Genomic DNA, 17,906 nt, shown 5'->3' with positions numbered 1-17,906 from the left:
CGTCGCTTCGTCGCTTCGTCGCTTCGTCGCTTCGTCGCTTCGTCGCTTCGTCGCTTCGTCGCTTCGTCGCTTCGTCGCTTCGTCGCTTCGTCGCTTCGTGAAATCGGGATTCCGATCGTCGATCGTTGCGATCACCGGCCGTCACGCGGGCCGGCCGCGCCGCCGATCCGCGCGGCTCGATTCGTCACGCCACGCGGCTCGCTCCCGTCACGCCAACGCCGTGGCGAGCCCGCGCTCCGCGGCGTCGAATGCGCTTCGGATCGCCGCCAGCGGATCGGCGCCGTTCATGTGCGGAACCGGCTTCAGCTCGTAGTCGCGCGTGATCAGATCGAGACGGACGTCGTACGTCGTGTTCGCGGTGCCGGCGCCGAGCGCCTCGATCGCGAGATGGCAGCCCGCGAGCCGCGCGCTGAATCGCTCCAGACGGATCAATTGGATGCTCGCCTCGGCTTCGAGCTGCGCTGATCCGGCAAAGCCGAAATAGGCGATCTGCATTCCAATTCCCATGATCCTTTTCTCCCCTGGCGCTCATACGGCAAAACGAAATGACGTGCCGGAGCGATAAGCATTGCGTCCATCCTCGGGGCGCTTCACTAGCATCTTCCGGTTCTTTGACGGATGCCGCTTGACATGCGTCAAGCGTGAGGCCGATACCGGGCGCGCGACTCACCTGAGAGCCCGATGCGCGGCTGCCGGGCAAGCGCGCCGCGCATGGTCACATCCGCTTTGTCGGGCCGCGTTGACCGCGATCAATCCGCGCGCATCGAACCGTCTTAACGTGGGATCGACCCGACTTACCGCATCCGGACGGCGCGATGAAAAAACCGACCACACCCCGCACCAAGCGACGCGCCCCTTCCGTCGCGAACGCCGCCGCGCGCCGAGCGCCGCTGCGCCGTGTGCGCGCGGCGCCGAAGAGCCGGCTGCCGCTGCCCGCCGCCGTCGAGCGGCTCGTGTCGAGCCCGACGTACCGGCAAGCCGACGAGGATCTCGACTTCCTGCAGCGCCCCGAGATGTGCGGCGTGCGGCTGCAGCTCGATTACTGGAAGACGGAGGAAATGCTGCAGCGCGTCGGCATCAGCGATACCGTCGTCGTCTACGGCAGCACGCGGATCGTCGCGCCCGCCGTCGCGCGCGCGCGGCTTGCCGACGCGCAGCGCCAGCTCGCCGCGCGCCCGAACGATCCCGAGCGACGCCATGCGGTCAGCGTCGCGGTGCGGCTGCTCGAGCGCAGCCACTACTACGGCGTCGCGCGCGACCTCGGCCGGCTTGTCGGCAAGACCAGCCGCTCGCCCCATCCGCGCCGCCTCACGATCGTCACGGGCGGCGGCCCCGGCATCATGGAAGCGGCCAACCGCGGCGCGCACGAAGCGGGCGCGCCCAGCATCGGGCTCAACATCGCGCTGCCGCACGAGCAGTTCCCGAACCCGTATGTGACGCCCGAGCTGTGCTTTCGCTTCCACTATTTCGCGATCCGCAAGCTGCACCTGCTCGAGCGCGCGAAGGCCGCCGTGTTCTTTCCGGGCGGCTACGGCACCTGCGACGAACTGTTCGAAGTGTTGACGCTGCTGCAAACCCGCAAGATCGCGCCGTTGCCCGTCGTGCTGGTCGGCCGCGCGTTCTGGCGCTCGGCGGTCGACTTCGGCTTTCTGGTCGACGAGGGCATGATCGATCCGCGCGACGCGGAGCTGTTCCGGTTCTGCGAAACCGCCGACGAGATCTGGACGGCGATCGGCGGCCCGCATCGTCCCGCGTGAGCGGCGCGGGCCGGATTCGGGTTGTCCCGCAGCCTGGTCCACCCCCGCGCGCGCGGCGCTCCGGGTTCTCCCGTAAGGCGCTTTCCTATTCGAAGAAAGCGCGCATCCGCGTTGTAGGAAAGCGCCGATAGGCCCGCCGCATTTCCTACGAGAAGCTCGGTGTGCGCTGCTTGGAGCGAATCGTTCGTCACACGATACTGTCATTGCAGACACGCATCACGCGACGAATGCAAGAACAAACGCTCCACGGGGATCAGGAGGTCGCCATGTCATACCAAGACGTCTACGCCGAATCGGGCTACCTCGCTTATGGCCGCACGGAAGCGACGCCCGCCGCCGATACGGACCGCACCGCGCGGCCGCAGCCGGCGGCGGCGAGCGCCGACCGGGCCGACGCGCTGCTTGCGCTCGCCCGCGAGGCCGGCATGCTCGTCACGCTCGACGGCCAGATCGGCCGCGAACGTTATCAGAGCGTCGCCGGCTCCGTCGCGTCGCTGATGCGCTTCGTGACCGCGCTCGAACAATCGCTGCTCGACGCAGACCGCTGACATGCTCGCCTGCGAAACGCCGGTGCGCTGCGCACGTGGCCGTTGCCGTTGCGCGCGCACGCCGCTCGCCACTGCCGCCCGCGCACGCAGCCGCCGCACCAATTCCGCGTCGCGCCGCTACGCGTCCGGCTGCCGCTAGGGCCGGTTCATCCACCCGCCTGAGCTCAAGTCTTCGTTCGCTTTCGTCTCGCGAGCCGCGCACCACCATCTCCTCTCACCGGCTCGCGAGCTTCTTTTTCCCCGCTCGACCGATTCGAATCCGCATCCCCCGCATCGGGCGGCCGTCACGCATCCCTTTCCGCCGTTTCATACGCCGCGCCGGCTTCCTTGCGTCGCCGCACGGCGCACGCGCCGCGACATGCATCGAACGGCGCGGGCGACGAGCGGCGCAGCGCGCGGCGCATTCGGCGCATTCGGCACCTGCGACACCGACGACACCTACGTTGCGCGTCACGCATGCGCGACCGCGCAATGCGCGCCGCGCCTTTCGCCCGACCTCACTCGACGACCAGGTCGTCGACCACCGCCCGCACGCCGCGCGCCGACCACGCGGCGCCGCGCGCGACCGCGCGCTCCGCATACGAGCCGACCTTGCCCGACAGCGTCACGGTGCCGTCCTTGACCGTCACGTCGATATGCTTCGCCTCGCGCTCCGCATGACGCTGCATCGCGAGCCGGATGCCGCCCGCGATCTCGTCGGCGCTCACGTCGCCGAGAACGTCGATCTCGTTCGTCACGCCGGTCACGCCGCGCATCTGCGAAATCGCACGAATCGCGACATGGCTCTGATACGCCCAGTCGACCTTGCCCGACAACGTCACCCAGCCCGATTCGACCTGCACCTGGACGGCCGCGTCATGCAGCCCGACGGTCCAGTGCAGGATCGAGCGCACGGCGTCGGCGATCTCCTCGTCGGAGCGGACGTCGCCGTGCGGCAGCCGCACCTGCACGTCGACGACCACCGCGCGCACGCCCGCGACCCGGTTCGCCGCCTTCTCGGCCGCGAGCTTTTCCGCGTAGCTGGCCGGATGGCCCGTCAGCGTGACGATGTGCCCGGCGACGTCGACATTGAAGTGCGCGACGTCGATCATCGGGTCGCCCGTCAGTTCCTCCTCGACTTCCTGCTTGATCTGCCTGTCCGTTTTCATCGCTCGCTCCACCTGAAAACACGGCGCGAATCCGCCGCTTCAGAACAGCTTTGCATACGCGCACCACGAGTTTTCTGATGCACGTCAAGTGCGATTCGGCGCTGCGCGGCCGAAGCGCCGGAGGGTCGAAGAACGCGATGCGCGCCGCGCGAGCGACGTGGCGTGCGACCGCCGCGCGTCATGCGCGCCGCGCGACGAATCGCCTTGCATGCCGGGGCGCAGGCTGCGCCGGCATTCGTCAGTCGGTTACGTCGAACGCCGCGTTCGATGCGTCGGGCGGCTCCGGCGCGCCGCCGTGCGGGCCGGCATGCGCGCGCCGCCGCAACCTGCCGCGCACCGCCTGGAGAAAATCCGCGCGATGCCGGCGCGCCGCGATATCGCGGAAATTCGACTGTGCAAGATCGCGCCACGGTTACCGCCGCCGCCGCGCATCGAAGCGTGCGGCGCGCGGGCACGACATGCCGGTGCGGATCGCATCGCCGATTGAAGCGCCCGTCGCACACGAAGCGCTGCAAGCGGCGAATGCGATCGATGGGCGCTCAATCGACATGGCGCGCCTTTGCAGCGCGCGATCGGATACGCGCGCCGCATCGCCGCCGCGTCGTCGAGCGACAGTCGCGCGGGCACGACATGCCGGCGCGGATCGCATCGCCGATTGAAGCGCCCGTCGCACACGAAGCGCGGCAAGCAGCGAATGCAATCGATGGGCGCTCCATCGACATGGCGCGCCTCTGCAGCGCGCGATCGGATACGCGCGCCGCGTCGCCGCCGCGTCGTCGAGCGACAGTCGCGCGGTGCGGTGCCGTGCCGTGCCGAGCGGTGCCGAGCGCGAAATCGGCCGCAACGGGCGGCTCGCCAGACCACAGCACACCCTTGAGATTCGGCTGCGTCCGCCGCGCGCGTTGCGACACTGCGCTTTCGGGTCGCGCCGCCCGCACGCGTCGAGCGTCGCGCCCGAACGGCGCATCGTTGACCTCGCCGAGCCGCACGCCCCGCGTCCGCCCCCGCAAACCCGCGCGAATTTGACGCACGTCAACAATCGTGCGCGCGGCCGCGCACCGCTTCCGCAGCACCTGCCTATAGTGGCGCCCTGCATTGGTGCGACTGCGTTGACTTGGCTCAACGCGCGCGGGCATGCGCGGCGCATCCTATTTAAAAGATGCTTCGCATGCCGTTCACGAGGCTCGCACGTAGGTTCGTCCAGCGCCGCTCGACAGAAGACCCGGCGCGCCGACATCGCGCTCCCGCGCCGAGACGAACGCTCGCGTCCCGCCTCCGATCGCAGCCTGCATGCAACCGGCGCGATGCCGGCCCCGATAACCCAGCGACGCACACCATCATGTCACCTCGTTCCCGGTTCACTTGGCGCACGGCCGTCTTCGGCCCCGGCTTGCGGCCCGTCTCGCGGATCGTCGCTACCGATGCGTCGGCCGGCGCGCCCGCCGTCGACGCGCCGCCGACCGACGTCGCCGTGCTCGTCTACCACCGCTTTTCGAACACGTCCGGCGCCGATCCGATGACGGTCGGCACCGAAACTTTCGAAACGCAGCTCGCGTACTTGCGCCGGCTCGGCTACCGGATCGTCCCGCTGCGCGACATCGTCCGCTGGTTGCGCGGCGAGCGCGTCGCGCTGCCGCCGAAGTCGGTCGCGCTGACGATCGACGAAGGGCACGCGTCGATCTTCGAATGGGCGAAAACGATCGCGCTGCACGAGCGGGTGCCGATCACGCTGTTCGTCTATCCGTCGGCGGTCGGCGAAGCGCCCGGCTCGCTCACGTGGCATCAGCTGCGCGTGCTGCACAAGACCGGCTGGTTCGACGTGCAGTCGCACGCGTGGTGGCATCCCGATCTGAACGCGATGCATCGTTCGACCGTCGCATTTTGCGACGCGACGCGCGCGCAGTTCGAACAGGCGCGCGCGCGCATCGAGCGCGAGATCGGCAACACGGTCGATCTGCTCGCCTGGCCGTTCGGCGCGTTCGACGGCGAGCTCGGCGCGCTCGCGCGCGAAGCGGGCTACGTAGCGGGCTTCACGCTCGAGCCGAGCAAGATCCGTCACGACTCGCCGCTGCTTACGCTGCCGCGTTTTCTGATGGTCGAGGAATGCACGCCGCCCGTGCTGCGGCGGCTGCTCGCGAAGAGCGGCGCGCCGCCCGAGGAAGCGGCTCGGAGATGATGCGCGCGGCCCGCCGCCGTCAAGGTGTGCGCGAATCGTCCCAGCCGCCGCCGAGCGCCGCGTACAGCGCAACGGTATCTTGCAGCCGCTGCGCGCTCGCCTGCACCCACGCGAGCCGCGCCTGCCGGTATTGCTGATCGGCGGCCAGCACCTGCAAATAGCCGGCCGCGCCCGTCTCGTATTCGATCGTCACGAGCCGCAGTGCCTCGCGCGCCGCGTCCATCGCGCGCAACTGCGCATCGAGTCCCGCCGCATCGTGATCAAGTGCGCGCAACGTGTCGGCGACTTGCGCAAACGCGCTCAGCACCACCTGCCGATAGGCGGCGTTCGATTCGTCGAACGCGTCGATCGCGGCCTTGCGCTGATACCACAGCGCGCCGCCATGAAAGAGCGGCGCGGTGATCGACGCGCCGACGCTCCACGCCTTGCCGCTCGCCGCGAACAGCGACGGCAATTGCGTCGCGTTGAAACCGCCCGAGGCCGACAGCGTGACGCTCGGAAACAGCGCCGCCGTCGCAACGCCGACGTTCGCGCTCGCCGCATGCAGCGCCGCCTCGGCCTGCAGGATGTCGGGGCGGCGGCGCACGAGCCCGGACGGCACCGTCTGCGGCAGCCGCGCCGGCAACGCGATGTCCGCGAGCGACAGCGTCGGCGGCGTGCGCTCGGCCGGAAAGCGGCCCGCGAGCGTCGCGAGCAGATCGTCGGCCTGGCCGATCTTCTGCTCGAGCGCGGGCAGCGACGCGTCGAGCGACGCGCGCGCGGACTCGAGCGCGAGCACGGCCGAGTACGCGCTCGTGCCGGCGCTCACCTGCGCGCGCGTGAGACGGATCTGTTCGTCCGTCAACGCGATCAGCTCGCGCGTGACCGCGACCTCGTCCGCATACGCGGCGCGCGCGATCATCGTGTTGACGACGTTCGCCGCGAGCGTGAGGCGCGCGGCCGCGAGCGCTTGACACTGCGCGTCGGCCTGCGCGGCGAGCCCCTCGACGTTGCGCCGTTCGCCGCCCCAGATGTCGAGCGCATAGCTGATCGTCGTCGACAGCGTGAACAGGTTGAAGATCGAAGCGGGCAGATTCGTGCCCGTGCGCAACGGCACGTTGCGCTGCCGCGACGCGCCCGCCTGCGCGTCGATCTGCGGATAGAACACGCCCGCGCCCGCCATCAGTTCGTGCTCGCTGCGTCTGAGCGTCGCCTGCGCGCCGTCCAGCGTCGGGCTGCCGGCGAACGCGTCGTCGACGGCCGCGTCGATCTCGCGCGAGCCGAACAGGCGCCACCACGCATCGGGCAACGGCGCGTCGGGCGCGAGCGTCTGCGTCGCGCCGCCCGCGGTGAAGCTCGTGCGCGCGGCGGCGTCCGGCACGTAGGCGTCGACGCGGGGCGGCCCGGGCCGAACGAAGTCGGGCCCGACCGCGCAGCCGGCGACGAGCGCCGCGCCGCCGAGCGCGATCGCCGCGAAGCGCAGCCGGCGGCGCCGTCGCGCACGGTCAATCCGACGCGATGTACACATCGACGATCTGCCCCGGAAACAGCCTCAGATCCTTGTGCGGCACGACGCGGAAGATCACGGGCAGCACGCGCACGTCGACGCGCTCGGTCCGTTGATTGGACAACTGAATCTTCGGCGTCACGTAAGGCTGCACGCGAACGAACTCGAGATCCGCCTCGGTCGGCGTGCCGCGCACCGACATATGCGCCTTCGGCATCTTGCCGGCCGGCAGGCGGCTGATCAGGATCTCGTCGACATAGCAGCGCACCTGCAGCCGGTTCGCCGACGAGCCGAGCACGATCGCCGGCGCGTTCCCTTGCGTGTACGTGTCGTACATCCCCTGCGGCGACAGGTACGAGCCGAGCGCCGCGTTCATCGCGAGCACGACGCCGTCCGAGGGCGCGCGCAGCGTGTAGTGCGCGAGCAGCGCGCTCGACGCGTCGGCCGCCCGGCGCAGCGCGGCGACCTGCTTCTCCTGGTTGCGCACGTCGTACACCCACGCGCCCGCGCGCGTCAGCCGATACTGGCGCGTGACGACGTCGAGGTTCGCGCGCGCCACCTTCACGGCGTTCAATGCGTTGTCGAGCGCGTCGCGGCTCACTGTCTTCGGATCGATCGCGAACGCGCGCTGCTGCTTGTCGTACTGGTCCTGCGCGGTCTTCAGGCTCGCGGCGGCCGCGTCGACCTGCGCGGCGGCGACGTCGAGCGTCTCGCGGCGCGGCTGCGCCTTCAATTCGTCGAGCAACGCCTGCGCGGCGTCCGCTTGCGCGGCGAGCTGCGCGGCGGTCGCCTTCTGCACCGAATCGTCGAGCGTGAGCAGCGTGTCGCCCGCCTTCACCGCGTCGCCCTCGCGCACGAAGATCCGCGTGACCGCGCCCGTGACGTCCGGATACAGGTTGACGTTCACGCCGGAGCTCTGGTCGCTCTCGACGATGCCCGTCGCATAGACGCCGCGCGGATACGGATTCGAAGCGGGCTTGAACACGGGCGGCTGCGGCGGCTCCTGAATGCTGTAGACCCATGCGGCGGCGACGCTCACGAGAAACCCGACGATCGCGATCAGGAAGATGAGCCGATGCTTCACTGGCCGCCCCCGCTCTCGATCGCGGTGAGCTTGCCGTCCTCCATCCGCAGGATGCGGTCCGCGTAGTCGAAGATGCGGCTGTCGTGCGTGACGATCACGATGCAGCGCTTGTCGTTGAGCACCTTGTGCTTGACGAAATCGATGATCGTGCGGCCGGTGTCGCCGTCGAGCGACGCGGTCGGCTCGTCGAGGATCAGGATGTCGGGCTGGCTCACGATCGCGCGCGCGATCGCGACGCGCTGCTGCTCGCCGCCCGACAGCTTCACGGGCGGCAGCGTCGCGCGGTTGCGCAGGCCGACGACGTCGAGATATTCGTGCGCCGCGTCGATCGCGAGATTCCAGTCGCGGCGCTTGAGGATCAGCGGAATCGCGACGTTCTCGGCCGTCGTCAGGCGCGGAAACAGATGGTAGTCCTGAAACACGAAGCCGATCCGGTTGAGGCGGAAATCGGCGATCGCGTCGTTGCCCTGCGCCCACAGATCGACGCCGTCGACGAACACGTTGCCCTCGTCCGGCCGCAGGATGCCGGACATCACGCTGAGCAGCGTCGTCTTGCCGCTGCCCGACGGCCCGACGATCAGCAGCATCTCGCCGAAATTCGCCTGCACCGACACGTCCGACAGCGCGCGCGTGCGCGCGTCGCCTTCGCCGAACCACTTGGTGAGGCCGCGTGCGTCGATCGCGAGCTCCGCCATGGTCATCCCCTGAAAATGTCGAACGGCTCGATCCGCAGCACGCGGCGCACGCCGAGATAGCTCGACAGCCCGGCGATCACGACGACCATGCCGAACGCGAGCGCGAGATTGCCGTACGTGATGAGCGCCGCGTAGCTCGGCAGGCGCAGCCGCGCGAAGCTGATGAGCGCGGTGCAGAGGCCGACGCCGAGGCCGTAGCCGGTGAGCGCGGTGAACGTCGCCTGGAACAGGATCATCGCGACGAGCTCGTGGTTCTTCGCGCCGATCGCCTTCAACGCGCCGAATTTTTCGAGATTCTCGAGAATGAACGTGTAGAACGTCTGGCCCGAGATCGACAGGCCGACGATGAAGCTGATCACGGTCATCAGCAGGATGTTCGTGCCGACGCCCGTCTCGTACTTGTAGAAGTCCGAGATGTGCTTCATGAATTCTTCTTTCGTGTACGCGCGATAGCCGAGCGCCGAGACCTCGCGCTTGATGTGCGCGATGTTCTGGCTGGACTTCGGCTCGACGAGAATGTACGACGTCGTGAAGCGCGTCGACGGAATGTACTGCGTCGCGCGCGCGTAGGTCGTGTAGAGCGTGGGCGTGCCGAACAGGCCGCTGCTCGCGACCTTCGCGATGCCGACGATCACGCCGCGGTTGTCGTTCAGCTCGAAGGTCGTGCCGAGCGCCGGATTCTTCAGCTTCGGGAACTCGGCGTCGTCGATCGCGATGAAGCCGTTTTCCGCGTAGATGTCCTCGATGCGGCCCGCCTTCATCGTCGGCCGGCCGAGCAGGCTCGCGTCGTCGAGGCCGATCACGGTGACGGCCTGGTAGGTGCCGTCGGCGAGCTTCACGAGCGCGCCGCCGGAATAGATCGGCACCGCGTACTTGACGCCGTCGATGCTGCGCACCGCGTCGAGCACGTAGTCGGGCATCCCGATGCTGCTCGCGATCGTCTGCACGCCCGGGTCCATCACCCACACCTTCGCGCCGACGTTGATGACGGTCGACGACGACTTGTTCAGGATTCCCGCGAACAGCGACGTCATCTCCACCATCAGGAACACGGCGAACGTGATGCCGACGATCAGCGCGCTGAACTTCGCGCTGTCGTTGACGAGCAGCTTGAACGCGAGCCTCAGTATCCCGTTCACGATGCGTCGCGCGCGGCCCCCCGGCGACGTTGGACGGGCACTGCGCGCTGCCGCGCGAACGCCGGCGCGAAGATCGGCCGGCAATACAGATCGACGAAGCCGAGCGCGCCCGCGACGATCGCGAACAGCATGAAGTACGGGGCCGAGCCGTCGGCGACGAGCAGCCCGCGCACCGCGGCGATCAGGCCGACTTGCGAGGCGAACACGGCGACGGTCGATGCGATCGCGTTGCGGTCAGAATGCGTCATGTCGTTCTCCTTGTTTTCCGGGCGCGCGCGACGCGCTCACACATCCACGTGATGTTCGGCTTCCTCGCCGCGCACGAGCAGCACCGGGCAGTGCGACGCGCGCAGGAAGCGCTCGGCGACGCTGCCGAGCACGACGCGCCGCATGCCGCGGCGGCCATGCGTGCCGAGCACGACGAGATCCGCGCCGTTTTGCTTCGCGCAGCGCTCGAGCGCCTGCGCCACTTCCTCGCCGATGCCGGCGGTTTCGAACAGCTCGGCGTCGCCCTTCACCTGCGCGGCCTCGATCGCCTTCTCCGCTTCGCCGAGCGCCTTGCGGCCGTCGTCGCGGAAGCCTTCGAGGAGCGCGTTCGGATCGAAATGGCCCGCGTAGCTGAACACCACCGACTTGTCGACGACGTACACCGCATGCACGCGCCCGCCCGTCGCCTTCGCGATCTTGATCGCTTCGCCGAGGCCGCGCTTCGAGATGTCGCTGCCGTCGAGCGCCACCATGATCTTCTGGTACATAAAACCTCCTGGTTCAAGTCGATGTCGTTTCGGCGGCCCGGCGGTCCGGGGCTTTCGCATGCTTCGAGAAACCGCCTCGCGCACCGGATTGCTTCATCGTTGCGCGGAACCGTTCGGGATGCCGAAAACATGCGTTTATGATCCGGCGTTCCGTGTGCGGAAAGTTGACTTCCGTCAAGCTTCCGCCGCGCGGCGCACGGATTCGCGCATTTCGTCAGGTCAACAGTTCCTCGATGAAGCGCGCATAGTCGCGCCGCGATGCAGCAAGCTCGCGCCGGGTCGCGGGCGCGGCGCGCAGCGCCTGCCGCAGGCACGCCTGCGTGAGCGGCGCGACGAGCAAGAGCGGCGTGCGCGCGGCGATGCCGGCGCGCAGCTCGCCCGCGTCGACGCCCTGCCGCACGAGCCGGCCGACCGCCGTCGCGACCGCGTGCTCGACCTGTTTCTGCCAGCGCTCGACCGCGTGCGGCGCGCGCCTGCTCTCGGCGACGAGCAGGCGCAGCATCGCGATCACCGGCTCGCTCGTCGACCACGTGTAGAGATCGCCCGCGAGCAGATCGACGAGCGCGGCGAGCGCCGCGGGCGCTTCCGATTCGGATGAAGCCGCCCGGGCATTCGCGGTGATCGACGAGCGCGGCGCGCGGCGCGCATCCGATTCGCTCGGCGCATCGTGCGCATCGTGCGCATCGACGCCGTTCGGCGCGCTCGCCGAATTCCTCGCGCGCGCGGCGCGATCCGCATTCGCCCCATTCGCCTTGCGCGCCCCCTTCGGGCGGCGTGCGGCAAGCGCCGCCTTCGACGCGCCCGGCAGCGGCGGCATCAGCGAGCGCTCGAGCAGCGCCTCGAAAATCTCGTCCTTGCTGCCGAAGTGCGTGTAGACGCCGCCCTTCGACATCCCCGCACGCGCCGCGATGTCGTCGATCCGCGCGCCCACGAAGCCGCTCGCGGAAAACTCGGCGAGCGCCGCATCGAGGATCTGGTGGATGCGGACGTCGGCGGGCAAACGGCAGCGCGCCGACCTGGCCGGTGCCTCGTCTCGCGCCTTCGCCGCCCGCTCGTTGCCGTTCCGGTTTCGCATGGTCCGCCGCCGCTTCGCCGCCCCGCGGGCGGCCGTTCGTTGTGCCGTTTCGTTTCGCGATGCGCGACGCCCGCGCGCGGCGGACGCACCTGCATCGTGCATGGCGACATCTTAAAAACTGACCAGTCGGTATCTCACTGACTCAGATCAAGATGAGACACGGTAATCGTCGGATATAAAGGGACACGAGAGGAGCGGCGCGCGCGGCGCAACGCTTTTCCGCGCCGCGCGACGGTGAGCGTTTTCGGGAGCGCGCGGCGTCCACGAAGAACAGTCGGCTACATCGACCACCGAGGATATGACCATGCGCAACGATGCGCGTCACGACGAACGGCATCAGCGGCGGCGCGGCATCGCGCACCGCGTGTCGCGGCACGCCGCCGCGCTCGCGCTGTGCGCGGCCGTGTCGGGCTGCCTGTCTCTCGCGCCCGACTACGCGCGCAAGCCGCCGCCCGTGCCCACGGCCTACCCCGCCTATCCGGGCGACCCGACGGGCGCCGGCGCGCGCGCGCTCGGCCAGTTCGACTGGCGCGGCTATTTCGTCGATCCCCGGCTGCAGGCGCTCATTGAAACCGCGCTCGAGAACAACCGCGATCTGCGGATCGCGACGCGGCGCGTCGACGAGGCGCGCGCGATGTACGGAATCCGCCGCGCGGACCAGTTCCCGACGATCACGGCGAACGCCGCTTACATTCGCTTTCGCGAGCCGGGCGGCCTGCTGCTGCCGAGCCCGATCGTCGGCGAGCTGTATTCGGCATCGCTCGGCGAAGTGCAGTGGGAAATCGATTTCTGGGGCCGCGTGCGCAACCTGAAGGCCGCCGCGCTCGACGCGTTCCTCGCGAGCGACGCGTCGCGCCGCGCGGTGACGATCAGCCTGGTCGGCCAGGTGGCCGACGCGTATCTGTCGCTGTGCGCCTACGACGAGCGCCTCGCGCTGACGAACGAGACGATCGAGAGCCGCCGCGAATCGTTGCGCATCTTCCGGCGGCGCTACGAGGAAGGGGCGATCTCGAAGCTCGATCTCACGCAATCGGAGATCCTGCTGCAGCAGGCGCAGACGCTCGGCTCGCAGCTCCAGCAGGCGCGCGACGTGCAGCAGCACGCGCTCGATCTGCTCGTCGGCGCGAGCGCGCCGGCGCAAACGCCCGCGTCGCTCGACGATGCGAGCGTCGCGCCGAACCTCGCGCCCGGCCTGCCGTCCGAGCTGCTCGCGAACCGCCCCGACGTCGTCGCGGCCGAGTATCAGCTGCGCGCCGCGCACGCGAACATCGGCGCCGCGCGCGCGGCGTTCTTCCCGCGCATCGCGCTGACGAGCTCGATCGGCACCGGTAGCACGGAGCTGCACAACCTGTTCGCGTCCGGCACGACCGCGTGGAATTTCATTCCGAACCTGTCGATGCCGATCTTCGACGCCGGCCGCAACATCGGCAACCTGAAGCTCGCCAACGCGCGCCGCGACGAAGCGCTCGCGCAGTACGAGAAGACAGTCCAGACGGCGTTTCGCGACGTCGCCGACGCGCTCGCCGCGCGCCACTGGCTAGCCGATCAGGTGCGCATCGCGCAGGACACGCTCGCGACGCAATCCGAGCGCGCGCGGCTCGCGAAGCTGCGCTACGACAGCGGCGCCGCGCGCTTTCTCGAAGTGCTCGACGCGCAGCGCGACTTGCTGAGCGCGCAGCAGCAGCTCGTGCAGACGCGCCGCGCGCTGCTGTCGAGCCGCGTCGCGCTGTACGCGGCGCTCGGCGGCAACCTGTCCGAGCCCGCGCGCGACGCGGCCGCGCCCTCTTCCACCGAACCCCAAGCGAAATAAGGTCCGTTGTCATGATCCAAGTCACCAGGAAGCAGATCGCCGCCGCGGCCGCCGCCGTCGTGCTCGCGCTCGGCGGTTACTACGGCTGGACGCTGTTGCGCCATCAGGGCCCCGGCGACGCCTTCGCGAACGGCAACGGCCGCATCGAGGCCACCGAAATCGACGTCGCGACGAAGCTGCCCGGCCGCATCGACGAAATCCTCGTCGACGAAGGCGATTTCGTGAAGGCCGGCCAACCGCTCGCGAGCATGCAGATCCAGGTGCTGCGCGCGCAGTACGACGAAGCGACCGCGCAGCGGCAGCGCGCGCTGAACACGGCGGCGGGCGTCGAATCGCAGGTTGCGCAGAGGAAGAGCGACAAGGCGGCCGCGCAGGCGATGGTCGTGCTGCGCGACAGCGAGCTCGACGCCGCGAAGCGCCGGCTCGCGCGTTCGGAGACGCTGTCGCGCGAGGGCGCATCGTCGATGCAGGAGCTCGACGACGATCGCGCCCGCGCCCACAGCGCACAGGCGGCCGTGTCCGCGGCTGCCGCGCAGGTGGCCGCCGCGCAGGCCGCGATCGAGGCGACCGAGGCGCAGCTCGTCGCCGCGCATTCGGCGGTGACGGCGGCCGACGCGACCGTCGCGCGCGTGCAGGCCGACATCGACGACAGCAAGCTCGAGTCGCCGCGCGACGGCCGCGTCCAGTACCGCGTCGCGCAGCCCGGCGAAGTGCTGCCCGCGGGCGGCAAGGTGCTCAATCTGGTCGATCTGTCGGACGTCTACATGACGTTCTTCCTGCCGGAGACGGTCGTCGGCAAAGTCGCGCTCGGCGCCGACGCGCGGATCATCCTCGACGCCGCGCCGAACTACGTGATTCCCGCGACCGTGTCGTTCGTGTCGAGCACCGCGCAGTTCACGCCGAAGACCGTCGAGACCGCGAACGAGCGGCAAAAGCTGATGTTCCGCGTGAAGGCCCGGATCGATCGCGAGCTACTGCAAAAGCACCTGAAGCTCGTGAAGACGGGGCTGCCCGGCGTCGCGTGGGTGCGCGTCGACCAGAGCAAGCCGTGGCCCGCGCAACTGATGGTCAAGGTCCCGCGGTGAGCGCGCCGAGCGTCGTTCGCTTTTCCGACGTCACCCTGCGCTACGGCAAGACCGTCGCGCTCGACGGGATCACGCTCGACGTGCCCGCCGGCCTCACGATCGGCCTGATCGGGCCGGACGGCGTCGGCAAGTCGAGCCTCCTCGCGCTCGCGTCCGGCGCGCGCGCGCTGCAAACGGGCGGCGTCCACGCGCTCGACGGCGACATGCGCTCGCGCCGCCATCGCGAACGCGTGTGCCGGCGCATCGCGTACATGCCGCAGGGGCTCGGCAAGAACCTGTATCCGACGCTCTCGGTCGAGGAAAACCTGCAATTCTTCGCGCGCCTGTTCGGCCACGATGCCGGCGAGCGCCGCCGCCGGATCGATTCGCTCACGCGGAGCACGGGCCTCTTTCCGTTCCTGTCGCGGCCGGCGGGCAAGCTCTCGGGCGGGATGAAGCAGAAGCTCGGCCTCTGCTGCGCGCTGATCCACGATCCGGATCTGCTGATCCTCGACGAGCCGACGACGGGCGTCGATCCGCTCGCGCGCGCGCAGTTCTGGGATCTGATCGCGCGGATTCGCGCGGAGCGGCCGACGATGAGCGTGATCGTCGCGACCGCGTACATGGACGAAGCGCAGCGCTTCGACTGGCTGATCGCGATGGACGCGGGCCGCGTGCTCGCGACGGGCGCGCCCGCCGAGCTGCTCGCGCGCACGAACTGCGACACGCTCGAGGCGGCGTTCATCGCGCTGCTGCCCGAGGACAAGCGGCGCGACCACAAGCCCGTGAAGATCGAGCCGCTGCGCGCCGACGCGCAGGCGGGCGCCGCGATCGAGGCGCGCGGCCTGACGATGCGCTTCGGCGATTTCACCGCGGTCGATCACGTGAGCTTCCGGATTCGCCGCGGCGAAATTTTCGGCTTCCTCGGCTCGAACGGCTGCGGCAAGTCGACGACGATGAAGATGCTCACGGGCCTGTTGCCCGCGACCGAAGGCACCGCGCAGCTGTTCGGCAAGGAAGTCGATCCGAAGGACATCAACACGCGCCGGCGCGTCGGCTACATGTCGCAGGCGTTCTCGCTCTACAGCGAGCTGACCGTGCGGCAGAACCTCGTGCTGCACGCGCGCCTGTTCGGCGTGCCGGCCGCCGGCATCGACGCGCGCATCGACGAAATGGCGCGCCGCTTCGGCCTCACCGACATCTACGACACGCTGCCCGACAGCCTGCCGCTCGGGATGCGGCAGCGGCTGTCGCTCGCGGTCGCGATGGTGCACAAGCCCGAGCTGCTGATCCTCGACGAGCCGACCTCGGGCGTCGATCCCGTCGCGCGCGACGGCTTCTGGCAACTGATGATCGACCTCGCGCGCCGCGACCTGGTGACGATCTTCATCTCGACGCACTTCATGAACGAAGCGCAGCGCTGCGACCGGATCTCGCTGATGCACGCGGGCCGCGTGCTCGCGAGCGATTCGCCGGCCGAGCTCGTGCGCGCGCGCGGCGCGGCGACGCTCGAGGACGCGTTCATCGGGTATCTCGTCGACGCATCGGCGGGCGAAGCGGACGGCGCCGACGCCCACGCCGAAGCGGCAGCCGCAACGGGTGCCCGGACCAACGCCGAAGCCAAAGGCATCGTAAAAGCGGACCCCGAAGCCGAAAACCTTCCCGAACGCGCAAGCGGCCGCGAACACGCAGCGGCCATCGAAGCCGGAGCGAACACCGAAGTCGACGTCGGAACCGGCGCGCGCGCCGCCGCCGCGACGGACATCGGCAACGACGCTCACGCCCGCCGTGCCGCCGCCGATACCGCCGCGCACGCCGCCGCCGATGTCGCGGCGCACGAACGCGACGAAACCGCGATCCGAACCGAGACCGAAGCGCGGGCCGCCTCACCCGCCGCTTTGCCCGCCGCCTTGCCCGCCGCCTCGCCCACCGAATCGCCCGCCGAATCGACCCCGCCCGCCCGGTCCAATCCGTCCGCTCGATCCGCCCCGCTCGTGGCCGCGCCGCGCTCCGCCACGCTCGCCTCCGAGCCGCCGCACCGCGCATTCAGCGCGCAGCGCGCGCTCAGCTACATGTGGCGCGAGATGCTCGAGCTGCGCCGCGATCCGGTCCGCGCGACGCTCGCGCTGATCGGCTCGCTCGTGCTGATGTGCGTGATCGGCATCGGCATCAGCCTCGACGTCGAGAATCTGACCTACGCGGTGCTCGACCGTGACCAGACCGAACTGAGCCACGACTACGCGCTGAACCTGTCCGGTTCGCGCTATTTCGTCGAACGGCCGCCGATCGCCGACTACGCGGAGCTCGATCGCCGGATGCGCACCGGCGAAGTGTCGCTCGCGATCGAGATTCCGCCGAACTTCGCGCGCGACGTCGAACGCGGCGCGCCCGTGCAGATCGGCATGTGGATCGACGGCGCGATGCCGCAGCGCGCGGAGACGATCCGCGGCTACGCAATCGGCATGCACACGATGTGGCTGTCGGACAAGGCGCAGCACCGCCTCGGCGTGACGCTCGCGCCGCGCGCGGAGATCGTCACGCGCTACCGTTACAACCCGGACGTGAAGAGCCTGCCCGCGATGATCCCCGCCGTGATGCCGCTCCTGCTGCTGATGCTGCCCGCGATGCTGACGGCGCTCGCCGTGGTCCGCGAGCGCGAGCTCGGCTCGATCCTGAACCTGTACGTGACGCCCGTCACGCGCACCGAGTTCCTGATCGGCAAGCAGGTGCCGTACGTCGTGCTCGCGATGCTGAACTTCCTGCTGATGACGGTGCTCGCGCGGCTCGCGTTCGACGTGCCGGTCAAGGGCAGCTTCATGACGCTGCTGCTCGCGGTGCTGATCTTCAACGTCGTCGCCACAGGCATCGGGCTGCTCGCGTCGACGTTCACGCGCAGCCAGGTCGCGGCGATCGTGATGACGATCATCGGCACGATGATCCCGACCGTGCAGTTCGCGGGGCTGCTCACGCCGCTGTCGTCGCTCGAAGGCACCGGGCGCTTCATCGGCCTCGTCTATCCGGCCACCTACATGCTGTCGATCAGCCGCGGCGTGTTCAACAAGACGCTGTCGCTGTCCGATCTCTATTCGCAGTTCTGGCCGCTCGCCGCGTCGGTGCCGGTGATCCTCGGCGCGACCATACTGCTCTTGAAAAAACAGGAACGCTGATC

Annotated in this window: 16 protein-coding genes and 1 pseudogene; 6 read left to right on the top strand and 11 right to left on the bottom strand. The window is 69.3% G+C overall.

The window, feature by feature from the left end:
- Window positions 1-207: 207 nt before the first annotated feature.
- Window positions 208-495 (bottom strand): hypothetical protein, encoded by a 288-nt coding sequence (locus X946_RS16315; protein ID WP_038749393.1) that lies wholly within the window; start codon window positions 493-495, stop codon window positions 208-210.
- A gap of 320 nt (window positions 496-815) precedes the next feature.
- On the opposite strand from X946_RS16315, the gene X946_RS16310 reads away from it, so the two are divergent.
- Complete coding sequence (locus X946_RS16310) at window positions 816-1,757, top strand: TIGR00730 family Rossman fold protein (protein ID WP_038749390.1); 942 nt, start codon at window positions 816-818, stop codon at window positions 1,755-1,757.
- A 266-nt stretch (window positions 1,758-2,023) separates the two neighbouring features.
- The gene (locus X946_RS16305; protein ID WP_038749414.1) at window positions 2,024-2,305 is read left to right on the top strand and encodes a hypothetical protein; all 282 of its coding nucleotides are present in this window, start codon (window positions 2,024-2,026) and stop codon (window positions 2,303-2,305) included.
- A 497-nt stretch (window positions 2,306-2,802) separates the two neighbouring features.
- Here X946_RS16305 and X946_RS16300 read toward each other — a convergent pair whose 3' ends face one another.
- The 3 genes and pseudogenes from X946_RS16300 to X946_RS35145 form a co-directional block, all read right to left on the bottom strand.
- Window positions 2,803-3,453, bottom strand: a complete 651-nt coding sequence (locus X946_RS16300; protein ID WP_038749387.1) for a BON domain-containing protein — start codon at window positions 3,451-3,453, stop codon at window positions 2,803-2,805.
- A 238-nt stretch (window positions 3,454-3,691) separates the two neighbouring features.
- Window positions 3,692-3,862 (bottom strand): annotated as a pseudogene (locus tag X946_RS36870) (sulfotransferase); the annotation flags it as partial.
- Window positions 3,863-3,992: 130 nt separating this feature from the next.
- The gene (locus X946_RS35145; protein WP_081989652.1) at window positions 3,993-4,442 is read right to left on the bottom strand and encodes a hypothetical protein; all 450 of its coding nucleotides are present in this window, start codon (window positions 4,440-4,442) and stop codon (window positions 3,993-3,995) included.
- Between the two features lie 350 nt (window positions 4,443-4,792).
- Here X946_RS35145 and X946_RS16290 point away from each other — a divergent pair, with 350 nt between their 5' ends.
- Window positions 4,793-5,629, top strand: coding sequence for a polysaccharide deacetylase family protein (locus X946_RS16290; RefSeq protein ID WP_038749382.1), 837 nt, complete (start codon window positions 4,793-4,795; stop codon window positions 5,627-5,629).
- Window positions 5,630-5,648: 19 nt separating this feature from the next.
- On the opposite strand, the gene X946_RS16285 is transcribed toward X946_RS16290, so the two are convergent.
- The 7 genes from X946_RS16285 to X946_RS16255 form a co-directional block, all read right to left on the bottom strand.
- On the bottom strand, window positions 5,649-7,136 hold the full coding sequence (locus X946_RS16285; protein WP_038749379.1) for an efflux transporter outer membrane subunit: 1,488 nt from the start codon (window positions 7,134-7,136) through the stop codon (window positions 5,649-5,651).
- The gene (locus X946_RS16280; RefSeq protein WP_038749376.1) at window positions 7,114-8,199 is read right to left on the bottom strand and encodes an HlyD family secretion protein; all 1,086 of its coding nucleotides are present in this window, start codon (window positions 8,197-8,199) and stop codon (window positions 7,114-7,116) included. The genes X946_RS16285 and X946_RS16280 overlap by 23 nt, the downstream gene beginning before the upstream one ends.
- A complete protein-coding gene (locus X946_RS16275; protein WP_038749373.1) occupies window positions 8,196-8,900 on the bottom strand; it encodes an ABC transporter ATP-binding protein in 705 nt (234 codons plus the stop codon). The genes X946_RS16280 and X946_RS16275 overlap by 4 nt, the downstream gene beginning before the upstream one ends.
- A complete protein-coding gene (locus tag X946_RS16270; RefSeq protein WP_038749370.1) occupies window positions 8,897-10,033 on the bottom strand; it encodes an ABC transporter permease in 1,137 nt (378 codons plus the stop codon). Before X946_RS16270 ends, X946_RS16275 begins: the two co-directional genes overlap by 4 nt.
- Window positions 10,030-10,281, bottom strand: a complete 252-nt coding sequence (locus X946_RS16265; protein ID WP_038749368.1) for a hypothetical protein — start codon at window positions 10,279-10,281, stop codon at window positions 10,030-10,032. Before X946_RS16265 ends, X946_RS16270 begins: the two co-directional genes overlap by 4 nt.
- 36 nt (window positions 10,282-10,317) lie before the next feature.
- Window positions 10,318-10,788: a universal stress protein gene (locus X946_RS16260; RefSeq protein ID WP_038749365.1), complete on the bottom strand. Its 471-nt coding sequence runs from the start codon at window positions 10,786-10,788 to the stop codon at window positions 10,318-10,320.
- 214 nt (window positions 10,789-11,002) lie between these two features.
- Window positions 11,003-11,863: a TetR/AcrR family transcriptional regulator gene (locus X946_RS16255; RefSeq protein ID WP_038749411.1), complete on the bottom strand. Its 861-nt coding sequence runs from the start codon at window positions 11,861-11,863 to the stop codon at window positions 11,003-11,005.
- Between the two features lie 298 nt (window positions 11,864-12,161).
- Here X946_RS16255 and X946_RS16250 point away from each other — a divergent pair, with 298 nt between their 5' ends.
- From X946_RS16250 to X946_RS16240, 3 genes are read left to right on the top strand one after another with little or no spacing between them, the layout of a single operon-like run.
- On the top strand, window positions 12,162-13,673 hold the full coding sequence (locus tag X946_RS16250; RefSeq protein ID WP_038749362.1) for an efflux transporter outer membrane subunit: 1,512 nt from the start codon (window positions 12,162-12,164) through the stop codon (window positions 13,671-13,673).
- Between the two features lie 11 nt (window positions 13,674-13,684).
- Entirely contained in the window at window positions 13,685-14,758 is a 1,074-nt protein-coding gene (locus X946_RS16245; protein ID WP_038749359.1) for an HlyD family secretion protein, read from the top strand.
- On the top strand, window positions 14,755-17,904 hold the full coding sequence (locus tag X946_RS16240) for an ABC transporter ATP-binding protein/permease (RefSeq protein ID WP_038749357.1): 3,150 nt from the start codon (window positions 14,755-14,757) through the stop codon (window positions 17,902-17,904). The genes X946_RS16245 and X946_RS16240 overlap by 4 nt, the downstream gene beginning before the upstream one ends.
- The last annotated feature ends 2 nt before the right edge of the window (window positions 17,905-17,906 follow it).

Origin of the sequence: Burkholderia sp. ABCPW 111 (genome assembly GCF_000773065.1) — a bacterium.
In the GTDB taxonomy this organism is placed as follows: domain Bacteria; phylum Pseudomonadota; class Gammaproteobacteria; order Burkholderiales; family Burkholderiaceae; genus Burkholderia; species Burkholderia savannae.
The sequence above is the reverse complement of the archived record's forward strand: the minus strand, read 5'-3'. Positions and strand labels throughout refer to the sequence as shown.

Excerpts from the sequence above, each read along its gene's own strand:
- X946_RS16245 (WP_038749359.1), top strand. The coding sequence starts at position 13,685 with ATGATCCAAGTCACCAGGAAGCAGATCGCCGCCGCGGCCGCCGCCGTC.
- X946_RS16310 (WP_038749390.1), top strand. The coding sequence starts at position 816 with ATGAAAAAACCGACCACACCCCGCACCAAGCGACGCGCCCCTTCCGTC.
- X946_RS16315 (WP_038749393.1), bottom strand. The coding sequence starts at position 495 with ATGCAGATCGCCTATTTCGGCTTTGCCGGATCAGCGCAGCTCGAAGCC.
- X946_RS16300 (WP_038749387.1), bottom strand. The coding sequence starts at position 3,453 with ATGAAAACGGACAGGCAGATCAAGCAGGAAGTCGAGGAGGAACTGACG.
- X946_RS16290 (WP_038749382.1), top strand. The coding sequence starts at position 4,793 with ATGTCACCTCGTTCCCGGTTCACTTGGCGCACGGCCGTCTTCGGCCCC.
- X946_RS16255 (WP_038749411.1), bottom strand. The coding sequence starts at position 11,863 with ATGCGAAACCGGAACGGCAACGAGCGGGCGGCGAAGGCGCGAGACGAG.
- X946_RS16285 (WP_038749379.1), bottom strand. The coding sequence starts at position 7,136 with ATGTGTACATCGCGTCGGATTGACCGTGCGCGACGGCGCCGCCGGCTG.
- X946_RS16265 (WP_038749368.1), bottom strand. The coding sequence starts at position 10,281 with ATGACGCATTCTGACCGCAACGCGATCGCATCGACCGTCGCCGTGTTC.
- X946_RS16260 (WP_038749365.1), bottom strand. The coding sequence starts at position 10,788 with ATGTACCAGAAGATCATGGTGGCGCTCGACGGCAGCGACATCTCGAAG.
- X946_RS16305 (WP_038749414.1), top strand. The coding sequence starts at position 2,024 with ATGTCATACCAAGACGTCTACGCCGAATCGGGCTACCTCGCTTATGGC.
- X946_RS16275 (WP_038749373.1), bottom strand. The coding sequence starts at position 8,900 with ATGACCATGGCGGAGCTCGCGATCGACGCACGCGGCCTCACCAAGTGG.
- X946_RS16250 (WP_038749362.1), top strand. The coding sequence starts at position 12,162 with ATGACCATGCGCAACGATGCGCGTCACGACGAACGGCATCAGCGGCGG.